The organism is Mycobacterium colombiense, assembly GCF_001672755.1.
Lineage (GTDB): Bacteria > Actinomycetota > Actinomycetes > Mycobacteriales > Mycobacteriaceae > Mycobacterium > Mycobacterium colombiense_C.
Map to the genome: position 1 here is coordinate 25,818 of NZ_LZKI01000006.1, position 13,910 is coordinate 39,727.

The following is a 13,910-nucleotide window of genomic DNA, read 5'->3' on the forward strand; positions in this document are numbered from 1 at the left end:
GATGAAGGTAGCTGTAGCCGGCGCCGGCGCGGTCGGCCGCTCGGTCACCCGCGAACTCATCGGCAACGGCCACGATGTGACGCTGATCGAACGTAATCCCGATCACGTCGACGTCGACGCGATCCCGGCCGCGCACTGGCGGCTGGGCGACGCCTGCGAACTGAGCCTGCTGGAGTCGGTGCACCTGCACGAATTCGACGTGGTGGTGGCGGCGACCGGCGATGACAAGGCCAACGTCGTGCTAAGTCTTTTGGCCAAAACCGAATTCGCGGTGCCGCGGGTGGTGGCGCGGGTCAACGATCCCCGCAACGAATGGCTGTTCACCGACGCCTGGGGGGTCGACGTGGCGGTGTCGACGCCGCGCATGCTGGCGTCGCTGATCGAAGAGGCCGTCGCCGTCGGCGATCTGGTACGGCTGATGGAATTCCGCAAGGGGCAGGCCAACCTGGTCGAGATCACGCTGCCCGACGACACGCCGTGGGGCGGCAAGCCGGTGCGCAAACTGCAACTGCCGCGGAACACCTCGCTGGTGACGATCCTGCGTGGCCCGCGGGTGATCGTGCCCGAGGAGGACGAGCCGCTGGAGGGCGGTGACGAGTTGCTGTTCGTCGCGGTCGCCGAGGCGGAAGAGGACCTGCAGAAGCTGCTGTTGGGCAGCCACAATCCGGCCGGCGGCTGATCAGTCGGTGACGGCGCCGGGTTCCACGTCCACCGCGGGGCCATCGGCGGCGATGGCCCGTTGCGCCGACTTGATCGCCGCATAGGTGGCCAACGCGGCCAGCACGGTCAGCGGCCAGCCCATCGCGATCCGCGCCACCGCCAGCCATCCGGTCCGGTCGGCGTCATAGAGCAGTCCCTGAACCACGAACCGCGCGGCGAACACCAGCACCCAACCCACCGAGGCGATGTCGAACGCATAGACGGCCCGGGGCACGCTGCGCCAGCCGTCGCCACGCCCGGTTGCCCAGCTCCACCCGTAGCCGACCAGGGGACGGCGGATCAGCACCGACGCCGCGACCACCACGGCCCACACCAGCGACATCCAGATGCCCAGCAGGAAATAGCCCTTGGACTCCCCCAGCACGTAGGCGATCAGCGCGCACAGCGCGACGCCGAAGAACCCGGAGAACGCGGGCTGTGGGGATTCGCGGCGAATCAGCCGCCACACCAGGATCAACGCGGCCACCGTCAGCGCAGCCACGATCGCGGGAATCAGTCCCGACACACTCGAGGCGACGACGAAGACCACCACCGGCAGCGACGAGTAGATGACACCACTCACCCCGCCTGCCTGTGCCAGCAGACGTTCCGGGTTGATGCGGTTAGAGGTCATTTGTTTTGATGCGCCCGACTCCCGCGGGGTTGCCCCCAGATCTTGGGGGTCGGTCACCGCTGAATTTCGTAGTGCGGGTTGTAGATCGCCTTGGTTCCGTTCTCCAGCTTGCCGAGGCGCCCACGCACTCGCAGGGTGCGGCCCGAGTCGATGCCGGGGATGCGGCGCTGTCCCAGCCAGACGAGCGTGACGGTGTCGCTGCCGTCGAACAGTTCGGCGCGTACTCCGCCGGCGCAGGCTCTGCCGTTGCACTCGACGCTACGGAGCGTGCCCACCATCGTGACCTCTTGGCCACGCTCGCAGTCGATCGCGCGTTGCGCGCCCGTGCTTGCGACCTCGTCGGAAAGTTCGTCCGAGTCGAGCTGCTCCGGATCCTCCGTCAACCGACGGGTGAGGCGGCGCAGATATCCTTGGGCCCCCATGGCCACTCCTGACAATGCTGATAAGCCTCGATGCTTCCATTTATGCCAACGGACACCGTAGACCTCTTGGTTCCCCAGCGCCAACCGACTCAAACGTCGTGTTGGAGGGCGGGTGAACGGCGGGGCACTATCGAGAGGTGGTGGTCGATCTGCGCGGTGTCACGACGGTGTTGTTGCCCGGAACCGGCTCCGACGACGACTACGTTCACCGGGCATTTTCCGGCCCCTTGTCCGAGCTCGGCGCGCGGCTGGTGACCCCGCCGCCGCGGCCCGACCGGTTGATCGAGGGCTACCTTGCGGCGCTGGATGACGCGGGCCACCAGGGACCGGTCGTTGTGGGCGGGGTCTCGATCGGGGCCGCGGTGGCGGCCGCCTGGGCGCTGGCCCATCCGGACCGGACGGTCGCGGTGCTGGCCGCGCTGCCGGCGTGGGCGGGCGCGCCCGGGGCCGCGCCCGCGGCGCTTGCGGCGCGGTATTCGGCGTCACAGTTGCGCGCCGACGGCCTGGCGGCGACCACGACCCAGATGCGGGCGTCCAGCCCGCCCTGGCTGGCCGACGAGCTGACCCGGTCGTGGGGCGCCCAATGGCCGCATCTGCCCGTTGCCATGGAGGAGGCGGCCGCTTACGTCGCGCCGAGCTGCGACGAGCTGGGCGGGCTGGCGGCGCCGCTCGGCGTCGCGTCCGCGGTCGACGATCCGATCCATCCGTTGCAGGCCGGGCTCGACTGGGTCGCCGCCGCGCCGCGTGCGGCGCTGCGGACGGTGACGCTGGATCAGATCGGCGCGGACCCGGCGGCCCTGGGGGCGGCCTGCCTGGGGGCGCTGGCCGACCTGTAGCCGGCTCAGCCGCCGGTGGTGGTGCGCAGCTGCTGCATCGCCGACCCGTCGACGCTGCGGCGCGCGGCCGGTTCGTTGGGCGGTGCCTGCTGCCCCTCGGCCTGTTGGGCGTCGTCCTGCTGCGCAGCCTGTTGCGCGGCGGCGGCCTCGCGCAGCTGCTGTGCCATCGGCTCGGGCAGCTGCACGGTCAGCGGCGTGCGCACCGGAAGCGGCGTGTCGCCACGCCGAACCACGGTGTCCGCCAAGGCCGCTCGCGCCTCCTGCTCCAGGGCTTCCATCGTCTCGTGTGGGCCGTTGATGACGCAGCGGATCATCCACCGGTAGCCGTCGACGCCGATGAAGCGCACCACGCCGGTCGCGGTGCCCACCACCTCGCGACCCCACGGCCCGTCCTTGATGCTGACCTGGGCCGAGTCGTTGCGCAGCGATTCGGCGAGCTCGCCGGCCACTTCGCGCCACAGGCCGCCGGTCTTGGGCGCGGCATAGGCGGCGATGGTGAAGCGCCCGTTGGGCGTGACGACCCAGACCGCGCTCGGCACACCGGTTTCGGTCAGCTCGACCTGCAGCTGGCCGGCCTCCGGCATGGGGATCAGCACCGAGCCCAGGTCGAGCCGCGCCAGCTCCGCGACCGCAGGGTCGTCGAAGTCCTCGATGTCGAACGGGCCCTCGAGCTCCTCGGGGGACGGCTCGTCGTCGGGGGCCGCGACCTCGTCGGCCGCCGAGGTGTCGGCGCCGGAGGTGTCGTCGTCTTTGGGTGTGCGTTTACCGAATGCCATCACAAACTCGCATGTCCGCCGGAGGAACCGTGACCACCATCGCCACGGGATGTTTCGGCCAGCCCGGCCTCGTCGAACGACGACACCTCGACCAACTCCACTAATTCGACTCGCTGCACCAACAACTGGGCGATGCGATCGCCGCGGTGCACCACGATCGGCTCGCTCGGGTCCAGGTTGATCAGCGCAACCTTGATCTCGCCGCGATAGCCCGCGTCGATGGTACCCGGACTGTTGACGATCGAAAGTCCAACTCGCGCAGCCAGTCCCGAGCGTGGATGCACCAAGCCGACCATTCCGAACGGGATGGCGACCGCGACCCCCGTCCGCACCAGGGCACGTCGCCCGGGCTCCAGTTTGACGTCTTCGGCGCTGAACAGATCGATCCCGGCGTCGCCCTCGTGGGCGCGGCTGGGCAGCGGAAGCTCGGGGTCAAGACGGACGATGGCCAGACTGGTCGACACGGGGCCACAGACTACCCTTGACTGCGTGTCCGATACGCGCGTCGCGCCGCACAACGTGCGGTATCGCGAACGATTGTGGGTTCCGTGGTGGTGGTGGCCACCGGCCTTCGCGCTGGCCGGCATCATCGCCTTCGAATTCAACATGGGCGTCACCCGCGACTCGTCGTGGTGGCCGTACGCGACGCTGTTCGCGGTGGCGGCCGCGGCGCTGCTGTGGCTGGGCCGCATCGAGATCCGGGTCACCGCCGACCCGGCGGCGCCGGGCGAGGTGCAGTTGTGGGCCGGCCAGGCGCATCTGCCGGTCACCGTGATCTCCCGGTCCGCGGAGATAGCGCCCTCGGCGAAGTCCGCCGCCCTGGGCCGGCAACTCGACCCAGCGGCGTATGTGCTGCACAGGGCATGGGTAGGGCCGATGATCCTGGCGGTACTCGACGATCCGGACGATCCGACGCCGTACTGGCTGGTGAGCTGCCGTCACCCCGAGCGGGTGCTGTCGGCCCTGACACGGTGAGTGCAGCTATCAGGCCGCGCAGTCGGTACAGATCATCACGCCGTTCTTCTCGCTGGCCAGCCGGCTGCGGTGTTGCACCAAAAAGCAGCTCGAGCAAGTGAACTCGTCGGCCTGCTTCGGAATCACGCGAACCGACAGTTCTTCACCAGACAGGTCGGCACCAGGCAGTTCAAAGTTCTCAGCGGATTCGGATTCGTCGACGTCGACGACGGCCGACGCCGCCTCGTTCCGTCGCGCTTTGAGCTCCTCCAGCGAGTCCTCCGAAACGTCGTCGGTCTCGGTACGCCGTGGAGCGTCGTAGTCGGTAGGCATTGCCCTATCCCCTCACATGCCCTCGTTATCCAAGCATCGCTTTGTACCAGCGTCGAACGCATCCACCAAACGATTCGTGCCCGTATCGCGGCCCATTAAGGTGTGATTTACGTCACACCCCTATTTTTACCCTTGCGCTCGTGTCTGAACAGTGGGTTTAGCGTGCGGCTAGAGTGCAGCTGTGGTCACGCAAATCACCGAGGGTACAGCCTTTGACAAGCACGGCCGCCCTTTTCGGCGGCGCAACCCCCGGCCGGCCATCGTCGTGGTGGTGCTTCTCGCGGTGGCCACCGGCGTGATCTGGACGATCGCGCTGACCCGGCCCGCCAAGGTGCACGAGGCCGTGGTGTGCAACCCCCCGCCCCAGGCGGCGGCCGGCTCGGCGCCGGCCCAGCTCGGTGAGCAGGTGTCGCGCAGCGCCATGATGGACGTCACACCCGCCAAGCTCGCCGACACCAAGGTTCGCGTGCTCAACGCCAGCGGCCGGGGCGGGCAGGCCGGCGATGTCGCCGGGGCGATGAAAGACCTCGGCTTCGCGCAACCGACCGCCGCCAACGACCCCCTCTATGCGGGCACCAGACTCACCTGCCAGGGCCAGATCCGTTTCGGCACCGCCGGACAGGCCACCGCGGCGGCCGTGTGGCTGGTGGCGCCGTGCACCGAGCTGTTCAACGACAACCGCGCCGACGATTCCGTGGACCTGTCCCTGGGCACCGACTTCAGCGCGTTGGCCCACAACGACGACATCGACGCGGTGCTCGCCACCCTGCGTCCCGGCGCCACCGAACCCTCAGATCCCACGCTGCTGGCCAAGATTCACGCCAGCAGCTGCTGACGCGGGCGGTCAATCCAGAATCGGATCCAGGCCGTTGAAGCGCTCCAGGACGGCCAGCAGTTCGTCGGCGATGCCGGGCGCGGCGGCCAGTGCCAGGCCGGCCCCGCTCACGCCGGGCGCGGGCAGCACCACCCGGGCCCCCGCCTCCGCGGCGATCAGCGCACCGGCGGCGCGATCCCACAGCTGCAGCCCATGCTCGTAATAGGCGTCGAGCCGGCCCGAGGCGACCATGCACAGATCCAGTGCGGCCGAACCGATGCGACGGACATCGCGGACCACCGGCAGCATCCGGGCCAACAGCGCCGCCTGCGCCGCGCGGCGCTGCCGCGAATAGCCGAAACCGGTGCCCAGCAACGCCATCGACAAATCGTCGACGGCGTTGCTCTGCAACAGCTGCGTTCCCTCGTCGTCGGTGACATGCGCACCCAGGCCCAGCGCCGCCGAGTACACCCGGTTTCCGACCACGTCGGCGACCGCCCCGGCCACCGACTCGCCGTTGACCTGTGCACCGACCGACACCGCGTAGGCGGGCACGCCGTAGACGAAATTCACTGTGCCGTCGATGGGATCGAGCACCCAGGTGACCGATCCGGCCGGTGTGCGCGCCGGATCGGCGGGCCCGCCGCCCTCTTCGCCGAGAATCGGGTCCCCGGGCCGTAATTCGGCCAGCCGGTCGCGCAGCAGCCGTTCCGTTTCGGTGTCGACCACGGTCACCGGATCCGTCGGGGTGCTCTTCGAGCGCACCGCGCCGCTGTCTGGTGTTTGCAAGCCGCCCGCCTCAGCGCCGAAAACCTCTGCCCGCCGACGCCTCACGAACGAGGCGGCCTCCGTGGCCAGGGTTTCGGCGACCGAGCGCAGCCGTAGGAGCTCGTCATCGGAAGGGGTCACCGGTCTATCGCATCACAGTCGCCACGGCCGCGCAGACGCCGCGGGCGCCACCGCCGCGGCGCTAAGGTGGGCGGACAGCCCAGTCACGCCGAGGAGATTCGATGACCAGCACCGACTCGACCACGGACACGCCCGGCACCGCCGTCGCCGACGGCAGGCCGCAGCGTCGCGGATTCGGCATCGACGTCGGCGGCAGCGGCATCAAGGGCGGCATCGTCGACATGGACACCGGGCAGCTGATCGGCGAGCGGGTCAAGCTGCTGACCCCGCAGCCCGCGACGCCCTCGGCGGTGGCCAAGACCATCGCCCAGGTGGTCAACGCCTTCGAATGGACCGGCCCGCTCGGGGTGACCTATCCGGGAGTCGTCACCCACGGCGTGGTGCAGACGGCGGCCAACGTGGACAAGGCCTGGATCGGCACCAACGCGCGCGACGTCATCAGCGCCGAGCTGAACGGCCAGGAAGTCATCGTCCTCAACGACGCCGACGCGGCCGGGCTGGCCGAGGAGCACTACGGCGCGGGCAAGGGCCAGTCCGGCCTGGTGGTGTTGCTGACCTTCGGCACCGGGATCGGCTCCGCGGTGATTCACAACGGGACGCTGATACCCAACACCGAGCTCGGCCATCTCGAGGTCGACGGCAAGGAGGCCGAGCAGCGGGCGGCGTCCTCGGTGAAGGAGAAGAACGACTGGTCCTACGAGAAGTGGGCCAAGCAGGTGACCAAAGTGCTGGTGAGCATCGAGAACGCGGTGTGGCCGGACCTGTTCATCGCGGGCGGTGGAATCAGCCGCAAGGCCGACAAGTGGGTGCCGCTGCTGACCAACCGCACCCCGGTGGTGGCCGCGGCCCTGCTCAACACCGCAGGGATCGTCGGCGCGGCCATGGCCGCCACCTCCGACGTGACCCACTGATTTCGCCCGGCAGGGCCGTAGTACCGCGCACTGTCGTTACAATGGTCCTCGGCGAACGCCCAACCGATAGCGTGCACCTACCACGCTGATACCAACGCCGACATCGACATAGCAGACACTTTCGGTTAACCATGCCCACTACCCACCGAAGGTGAGCCCAAACGAAGGGGTGTAAGTGGCAGCGACGAAAGCAAGCCCGGCGACGGATGGGCCGGTGAAACGCACCGCCACGAAGTCTCCGTCGTCCCCCGCCAAGCGACCGGCGGCCAAGGCCGCCAACGGATCGGCACCCGCGAAGCGGGCCACCAAGGCAACGCCGTCCACCAAGCCCGAGGCCGACGCGGCCGACCCCAAGAAGACCCGCGCCGCCGCGAAGGGCGCCAAGGGCCCGACAGCGCGCGGAACCAAAGCGGCCAAGGGCGGGCCGGCGGATCCGGACGCCCTCGATTCCGACGGTGCCGTCGAGGATCTCGACAACGAACCCGACCTCGAGGGTGAGCCCGGCGAAGACCTCGAGATCGACGCCGACCTCAGCCTCGACGACCTCGAGGACGACGTGGCGTCCGACGGCGAGGACTCCGACGAGGCCGAGGCCGACTCCGACGAGGCCGAGGCTGACGAAGAAGCCGCCGCCAAGCCCGCCGCCAAGGCCGGCGCGGCCGCCGCGGAGGACGACGAGGAAATCGCCGAGCCCAGCGAAAAGGACAAGGCCTCCGGCGATTTCGTGTGGGACGAGGACGAATCCGAGGCGTTGCGGCAGGCCCGCAAGGACGCCGAGCTGACGGCCTCCGCCGACTCGGTTCGCGCCTACCTCAAGCAGATCGGTAAGGTCGCGCTGCTCAACGCCGAGGAAGAGGTCGAGCTGGCCAAGCGGATCGAGGCCGGGCTGTACGCCACGCAGCTGATGACCGAGCTGACCGAGCGCGGCGACAAACTGCCCGCCGCCCAGCGCCGCGACATGGTGTGGATCTGCCGCGACGGCGACCGCGCGAAGAACCACCTGCTGGAAGCCAACCTGCGACTGGTGGTGTCGCTGGCCAAGCGCTACACCGGCCGCGGCATGGCGTTCCTGGACCTCATCCAGGAGGGCAACCTGGGCCTGATCCGCGCGGTCGAGAAGTTCGACTACACCAAGGGTTACAAGTTCTCCACGTACGCGACGTGGTGGATCCGTCAGGCCATCACCCGTGCCATGGCCGACCAGGCCCGCACCATCCGCATCCCGGTGCACATGGTCGAGGTCATCAACAAGCTGGGCCGTATCCAGCGCGAGCTGCTGCAGGACCTGGGCCGCGAGCCCACGCCCGAAGAGCTGGCCAAGGAAATGGACATCACGCCCGAAAAGGTGCTGGAGATCCAGCAATACGCCCGCGAGCCGATCTCGCTGGACCAGACCATCGGCGACGAGGGCGACAGCCAGCTCGGCGACTTCATCGAGGACAGCGAGGCCGTGGTGGCCGTGGACGCGGTGTCGTTCACGCTGCTGCAGGACCAGCTGCAGTCGGTGCTGGAGACGCTGTCGGAGCGCGAGGCGGGCGTAGTACGGCTGCGTTTCGGTCTCACCGACGGCCAGCCGCGCACCCTGGACGAGATCGGGCAGGTTTACGGCGTGACCCGTGAGCGCATCCGCCAGATCGAGTCCAAGACGATGTCGAAGCTGCGCCACCCCAGCCGTTCGCAGGTACTGCGCGACTACCTCGACTAGTTGAATCGGCAGTCGATCGAAAACGGTTGCCCCGCAAGCAATCTCGAGAGTCGCTGAAATTCGGCTGCGCCCGCCGCGCGGGGCGTCGTACGGTGACGTCCATGTCCGCGGAGCGCACCCTCGTCTCGTCAGGATCCGACTTCGAATCGGCGGTCGGCTACTCGCGCGCGGTGCGGGTCGGCCCGCATGTGGCGGTGGCCGGGACGACCGGCAGCGGGCCCGCCGGCGACATCGCCGCCCAAACACGAGATGCTTTGCGCCGCATTGAGATTGCGTTGCACCAAGCGGGTGCCGCGCTCACCGACGTGGTGCGCACCCGCATTTACGTCACCGACATCTCGCGCTGGCGCGAGGTGGGAGCCGTGCACGAGCAGGTCTTCGGCGCCATACGCCCGGCGGCCACCATGGTCGAGGTCTCGGCGCTGATCGCACCCCAGCTAATGGTGGAGATCGAGGCCGACGCCTACGTGGACTCCCCTTCGCCGGAGAGCGGCGCGAAGGAGCCGTCGCAGGCCGGCGGGTAGGCGGTGACCCGGACCACGGCGGCCACCGGCAGAGGGCCGTACAGATGCGGGAACAACATCGACTCCGGATCGGTTACTACCCCCGGCTCCCACCGCACCGGCGCCGCAAGCCGGGCCGGGTCGATGTGCAACAGGACCAGGTCCTCGCGACCGCGGTAGAGCCGGTTGGCCGGCAGGTGCACCTGCTCCGGCGTCGACAGATGGATGAACTCGCCACCGCCGGCGGCGTCCGGGTGGATGGCGCCCTGCCGGCGCGCCCGCGCCCACTGCTCGGTCCCGCACAAATGCACCAGGGTGTCCGGAACGGAAGTCACAACTTCGACACCTTAGAGACGTGCAAACCAAACCTGACCTGCCCGTGAGAAACGACACACCCGATAACGATCGGGGAACAAGGCGAAAACGCCATACGTCTGAGAAAGTGAATGTACGAGAAACGGAGAAGCCATGAATGCAACTCTGACGAGTCCAGAACTGACCCGCGCCGACCGCTGCGACCGCTGCGGTGCTGCGGCTCGGGTACGCGCCAAGCTGCCTTCCGGACTGGAGCTTCTCTTCTGCCAGCATCACGCCAACGAGCACGAGGCGAAGCTGACCGAGCTGGACGCCGTGCTGGAGTTCAGCGAAAGCTAGCCCGCAGCCGAACTCGCCCATCGCCAATGTGGGCGGTGCGAGCGATTTTCGGTAATGCTGGACGGGTATGACTGAGCAGGTCGCGAAACCGTCGCGCCACCACATTTGGCGAATCACCCTGAGGACCCTTTCCAAGAGTTGGGACGACTCGATTTTCTCGGAGTCGGCTCAGGCTGGTTTCTGGTCGGCGTTGTCCCTTCCGCCGCTGCTGCTTGGGCTGCTGGGCACCCTGGCCTATGTGGCGCCGCTGTTCGGTCCGGACATGCTCCCCAGCATCCTGCGCCAGCTGATCTCGACGGCGCACAGCGTGTTTTCCCGCAGCGTGGTCAACGAGATCATCGAGCCGACCGTGCGCGACATTGCCAACCACGCCCGCGGCGAGGTGGTCTCGCTTGGTTTCATCATCTCGCTGTGGGCGGGGTCGTCGGCCATCTCGTCATTCGTCGATTCCGTGGTAGAGGCGCACGACCAAACGCCGTTGCGCCACCCGGTACGCCAACGGCTCTTCGCGCTGTTCCTCTACGTGGTGGGGCTGGTGTTCGTGGTGGCGACCGCGCCGTTGGTGGTCTTGGGACCGCGCAAGGTGGGTGAGCACATTCCGGTCAGCCTGGCCAACCTGCTGCGCTACGGCTACTACCCCGCGTTGATCCTCGTCTTGATGGTCGGAGTGGTGATCTTGTACCGGGTGTCTTTGCCGGAGCCGCTGCCGACGCATCGGCTGCTCTTCGGCGCGGCGCTGGCCACCGCGGTGTTCGTGATCGCCACCCTGGGCCTGCGGATCTACCTGCAATGGATCACCAGCACGGGCTACACCTACGGCGCGCTGTCCACGCCGATCGCATTCCTGCTGTTCTCGTTCTTCGGGGGCTTCGCGATCATGATCGGCGCCGAACTCAATGCCGCCATCCAGGAGGAATTCCCCGCACCCCGGACACATGCGCACCGGCTGCGCAAATGGCTGTTGTCACACTCGCCCGCGCTGGCGAAGGCTGCGGACACGCTGTCGAATCCCGTGACGACGAATCCCATCACCGCGCAGCGCGACGTCGCGCCGGCGGAGCCACCCGGCTGATCAGCCCTTCTTCATCCGGTCGTAGATCTGCTTGCAGTCCGGGCACACCGGTGAGCCCGGCTTGGCGGCCTTGGTGACGGGAAAGACCTCGCCGCACAACGCCACGACGTGGTTGCCCATCACCGCGCTCTCGGCGATCTTGTCCTTCTTGACGTAGTGGAAGTACTTCGGGGTGTCGCTGCCGGTCCCGTCGTCGACGCGTTCGTCGGTCTCGGTGCGTTCGATCGTTTGGGTCTGCATACCTGACATTGTGCACTGCCCAGCAGGCCCGGAAACCGGCCGAGCCGGAATCGGCCAGTTGTGGGACAGTGGAGAAATGAAGCACGGCTCCGATCCGGGGTTCGATGACTTTGACGGCAACAAAGGCCGCCCAGTACTCATCACCGCCGCAGCGACCTCGTATGAGGAGCAGCACCGTGCGCGGGTCCGTAAGTACCTGACCTTGATGGCTTTCCGGATCCCGGCGCTCATCCTGGCCGCGGTCGCCTACGGCGCCTGGCACAACGGGCTGATCTCCCTGGCGATCGTGGCGCTGTCAATCCCATTGCCGTGGATGGCCGTTTTGATCGCGAACGACCGGCCGCCGCGCAGCGCCGACGAGCCGCGCCGGTTCGACAACGCCCGCCAGCGCACGCCCCTGTTCCCCCGGGCCGAACATCGCGCGCTCGAGGCCCCGCAGCACCCGCAGCCGGAGTGGCCGCCAGGTGCCCGGGGCGGAATCGATCACGGCTAGCTGTCGTTTCTGCTGAAGGTGCCGCCCCGGCGGACTTCTCAGGACATTCTCAGGTCTGCGGCACATTTCTGCACGTCAAGACGTGTGAGATGGCGAATCGCTGGGAACTCTCAGAGCTGATCTGTCGTTGAACTCGATGACAGAACAAAGCCGAACGGGAGGTCGCTATGGCGAACGCCAGCACGAGCAGATTTGACGGCGATCTGGATGCTCAAAGCCCCGCAGCGGATCTAGTGCGCGTATATCTCAACGGAATAGGTAAGACGGCACTTCTCAATGCGGCCGGCGAGGTGGAGCTGGCCAAGCGCATCGAAGCCGGGCTTTACGCCGAACACCTGCTTGGAACGCGTAAGCGCCTCGGGGAGAACCGCAAACGCGATCTGGAGGCCGTGGTTCGCGACGGCCAGGCGGCGCGCCGTCACCTGCTGGAAGCGAACCTGCGTCTGGTGGTGTCGCTGGCCAAGCGGTACACGGGCCGCGGCATGCCGCTGCTGGACCTGATCCAGGAGGGCAACCTCGGGCTGATCCGCGCGATGGAAAAATTCGACTACACAAAGGGATTCAAGTTCTCGACCTACGCGACGTGGTGGATCCGTCAGGCCATCACCCGCGGCATGGCCGACCAGAGCCGCACCATCCGGCTGCCGGTTCATCTGGTGGAGCAGGTCAACAAGCTGGCGCGGATCAAGCGCGAGATGCACCAGAACCTGGGCCGCGAGGCGACCGACGAGGAACTGGCCGCCGAGTCCGGCATCCCGGTGGAGAAGATCAACGACCTGCTCGAGCACAGCCGCGACCCGGTAAGCCTGGACATGCCCGTCGGCTCCGAGGAGGAAGCCCCGCTGGGTGACTTCATCGAGGACGCCGAGGCGATGTCCGCCGAGAACGCGGTGATCGCCGAGCTGCTGCACACCGACATCCGCAGCGTGCTGGCCACCCTGGACGAGCGTGAGCACCAGGTGATCCGGTTGCGTTTCGGCCTGGACGACGGCCAGCCGCGCACCCTGGACCAGATCGGCAAGCTGTTCGGTCTGTCCCGCGAGCGGGTCCGGCAAATCGAGCGGGACGTAATGTCCAAACTCCGCAACGGGGAGCGCGCCGACAGGCTACGGTCGTACGCGAGCTAACACCTCTTACACAAGCTAGGTAGCAGTCAGTATGCCCGCCGCGTCAGCGGCGGGCATACTGCTTGCCTGGGAGGCGTTACAACCATTCACGCAGCTGGCCAAGTAGACTCAGCGTCGACGGAGGGTGCTGAATGAACGATCTGGTTGACACCACCGAGATGTACTTGCGGACCATCTACGACCTCGAAGAAGAGGGCGTGACGCCGCTTCGTGCCCGCATCGCCGAGCGCCTCGATCAGAGCGGGCCGACTGTCAGCCAAACCGTGTCGCGCATGGAGCGGGACGGTTTACTTCACGTGGCCGGTGACCGCCACCTCGAGCTCACCGACAAGGGCCGGGCGCTGGCGATTTCCGTGATGCGCAAGCACCGCCTCGCCGAACGTCTGCTGGTCGACGTCATCGGCCTGCCCTGGGAAGAGGTCCACGCCGAGGCGTGCCGCTGGGAGCACGTGATGAGCGAGGACGTCGAGCGGCGCTTGGTGAAGGTGCTCAACAACCCGACCACCTCGCCCTTCGGCAACCCGATCCCCGGGCTCCTGGACCTGGGCGTGGGCCCCGAGTCCTGGTCCGAGGACGGCCCCCTGGTCAGGCTGACCGAATTGCCCGCCGGCGCGCCGGTGGCCGTGGTGGTGCGCCAGCTGACGGAACATGTCCAGGGCGACATCGACCTGATCTCCCGCCTGAAGGACGCCGGTGTCGTCCCGAACGCGCGCGTCACCGTCGAGAACGGCTCCGCCGGGGTTACCATCGTCATTCCGGGCCACGAGAACGTCACCCTGCCGCACGAGATGGCGCACGCGGTCAAGGTCGAGAAGGTCTGACCCGGGT

Annotated in this window: 20 protein-coding genes; 12 read left to right on the forward strand and 8 right to left on the reverse strand. The window is 67.8% G+C overall.

Annotation, left to right across the window (positions count from 1 at the left end):
• Position 1 precedes the first annotated feature (1 nt).
• Positions 2-679 (forward strand): potassium channel family protein, encoded by a 678-nt coding sequence (locus A5708_RS00925; protein WP_065026825.1) that lies wholly within the window; start codon positions 2-4, stop codon positions 677-679.
• Here the strand turns inward: A5708_RS00925 and A5708_RS00930 are convergent, their stop codons facing one another.
• Both A5708_RS00930 and A5708_RS00935 read right to left on the reverse strand, forming a co-directional pair.
• The gene (locus tag A5708_RS00930; RefSeq protein WP_065026826.1) at positions 680-1,333 is read right to left on the reverse strand and encodes a DUF3159 domain-containing protein; all 654 of its coding nucleotides are present in this window, start codon (positions 1,331-1,333) and stop codon (positions 680-682) included.
• A 53-nt stretch (positions 1,334-1,386) separates the two neighbouring features.
• Positions 1,387-1,755 (reverse strand): OB-fold nucleic acid binding domain-containing protein, encoded by a 369-nt coding sequence (locus tag A5708_RS00935; RefSeq protein WP_065026827.1) that lies wholly within the window; start codon positions 1,753-1,755, stop codon positions 1,387-1,389.
• A gap of 137 nt (positions 1,756-1,892) precedes the next feature.
• On the opposite strand from A5708_RS00935, the gene A5708_RS00940 reads away from it, so the two are divergent.
• Positions 1,893-2,591, forward strand: a complete 699-nt coding sequence (locus A5708_RS00940) for a hypothetical protein (protein WP_065026828.1) — start codon at positions 1,893-1,895, stop codon at positions 2,589-2,591.
• 5 nt (positions 2,592-2,596) lie between these two features.
• Here the strand turns inward: A5708_RS00940 and A5708_RS00945 are convergent, their stop codons facing one another.
• Together A5708_RS00945 and dut are read right to left on the reverse strand one after the other, a co-directional pair.
• The gene (locus tag A5708_RS00945; RefSeq protein ID WP_419538288.1) at positions 2,597-3,367 is read right to left on the reverse strand and encodes a DUF3710 domain-containing protein; all 771 of its coding nucleotides are present in this window, start codon (positions 3,365-3,367) and stop codon (positions 2,597-2,599) included.
• Entirely contained in the window at positions 3,367-3,831 is a 465-nt protein-coding gene (gene dut / locus A5708_RS00950; protein ID WP_065026830.1) for a dUTP diphosphatase, read from the reverse strand. The genes A5708_RS00945 and dut overlap by 1 nt, the downstream gene beginning before the upstream one ends.
• A 25-nt stretch (positions 3,832-3,856) precedes the next feature.
• Here dut and A5708_RS00955 point away from each other — a divergent pair, with 25 nt between their 5' ends.
• The gene (locus A5708_RS00955) at positions 3,857-4,342 is read left to right on the forward strand and encodes a DUF3093 domain-containing protein (protein ID WP_065026831.1); all 486 of its coding nucleotides are present in this window, start codon (positions 3,857-3,859) and stop codon (positions 4,340-4,342) included.
• Between the two features lie 9 nt (positions 4,343-4,351).
• Here A5708_RS00955 and A5708_RS00960 read toward each other — a convergent pair whose 3' ends face one another.
• A complete protein-coding gene (locus A5708_RS00960) occupies positions 4,352-4,654 on the reverse strand; it encodes a DUF4193 domain-containing protein (RefSeq protein WP_036468275.1) in 303 nt (100 codons plus the stop codon).
• Between the two features lie 181 nt (positions 4,655-4,835).
• On the opposite strand from A5708_RS00960, the gene cei reads away from it, so the two are divergent.
• Positions 4,836-5,489 carry an envelope integrity protein Cei gene (gene cei, locus A5708_RS00965; RefSeq protein ID WP_065026832.1) on the forward strand — a complete coding sequence of 218 codons (654 nt, stop codon included), beginning with the start codon at positions 4,836-4,838 and terminating at the stop codon, positions 5,487-5,489.
• Between the two features lie 9 nt (positions 5,490-5,498).
• On the opposite strand, the gene A5708_RS00970 is transcribed toward cei, so the two are convergent.
• Entirely contained in the window at positions 5,499-6,377 is an 879-nt protein-coding gene (locus tag A5708_RS00970; protein ID WP_065026833.1) for an inositol monophosphatase family protein, read from the reverse strand.
• Between the two features lie 101 nt (positions 6,378-6,478).
• On the opposite strand from A5708_RS00970, the gene ppgK reads away from it, so the two are divergent.
• The 3 genes from ppgK to A5708_RS00985 all read left to right on the forward strand — a co-directional run bounded on the left by ppgK (position 6,479) and on the right by A5708_RS00985 (position 9,517).
• Positions 6,479-7,288, forward strand: a complete 810-nt coding sequence (gene ppgK, locus A5708_RS00975) for a polyphosphate--glucose phosphotransferase (RefSeq protein WP_065026834.1) — start codon at positions 6,479-6,481, stop codon at positions 7,286-7,288.
• 175 nt (positions 7,289-7,463) lie between these two features.
• Entirely contained in the window at positions 7,464-8,993 is a 1,530-nt protein-coding gene (locus A5708_RS00980) for an RNA polymerase sigma factor (RefSeq protein WP_155765831.1), read from the forward strand.
• A 101-nt stretch (positions 8,994-9,094) separates the two neighbouring features.
• Complete coding sequence (locus tag A5708_RS00985; RefSeq protein ID WP_065026923.1) at positions 9,095-9,517, forward strand: RidA family protein; 423 nt, start codon at positions 9,095-9,097, stop codon at positions 9,515-9,517.
• Here A5708_RS00985 and A5708_RS00990 read toward each other — a convergent pair.
• Entirely contained in the window at positions 9,457-9,831 is a 375-nt protein-coding gene (locus A5708_RS00990; protein ID WP_065026836.1) for a DUF952 domain-containing protein, read from the reverse strand. The two genes, A5708_RS00985 and A5708_RS00990, sit on opposite strands and share 61 nt — an antisense overlap.
• 133 nt (positions 9,832-9,964) lie before the next feature.
• Between A5708_RS00990 and A5708_RS00995 the strand changes: the two genes are divergently transcribed.
• Positions 9,965-10,150, forward strand: a complete 186-nt coding sequence (locus tag A5708_RS00995; protein WP_007774888.1) for a DUF7455 domain-containing protein — start codon at positions 9,965-9,967, stop codon at positions 10,148-10,150.
• A 67-nt stretch (positions 10,151-10,217) separates the two neighbouring features.
• Positions 10,218-11,222, forward strand: coding sequence for a YihY/virulence factor BrkB family protein (locus A5708_RS01000; protein WP_065026837.1), 1,005 nt, complete (start codon positions 10,218-10,220; stop codon positions 11,220-11,222).
• Here A5708_RS01000 and A5708_RS01005 read toward each other — a convergent pair whose 3' ends face one another.
• Positions 11,223-11,462 carry a DUF3039 domain-containing protein gene (locus tag A5708_RS01005; RefSeq protein ID WP_064879665.1) on the reverse strand — a complete coding sequence of 80 codons (240 nt, stop codon included), beginning with the start codon at positions 11,460-11,462 and terminating at the stop codon, positions 11,223-11,225.
• Positions 11,463-11,520: 58 nt separating this feature from the next.
• Here A5708_RS01005 and A5708_RS01010 point away from each other — a divergent pair, with 58 nt between their 5' ends.
• From A5708_RS01010 to A5708_RS01020, 3 genes are all read left to right on the forward strand, one after another.
• The gene (locus A5708_RS01010; RefSeq protein ID WP_155765834.1) at positions 11,521-11,955 is read left to right on the forward strand and encodes a DUF3099 domain-containing protein; all 435 of its coding nucleotides are present in this window, start codon (positions 11,521-11,523) and stop codon (positions 11,953-11,955) included.
• A 167-nt stretch (positions 11,956-12,122) separates the two neighbouring features.
• Positions 12,123-13,082, forward strand: a complete 960-nt coding sequence (gene sigB, locus A5708_RS01015) for a sigma-70 family RNA polymerase sigma factor SigB (protein WP_064879658.1) — start codon at positions 12,123-12,125, stop codon at positions 13,080-13,082.
• A gap of 131 nt (positions 13,083-13,213) precedes the next feature.
• Positions 13,214-13,903, forward strand: a complete 690-nt coding sequence (locus A5708_RS01020; RefSeq protein ID WP_064951794.1) for a metal-dependent transcriptional regulator — start codon at positions 13,214-13,216, stop codon at positions 13,901-13,903.
• Positions 13,904-13,910: the final 7 nt, after the last annotated feature.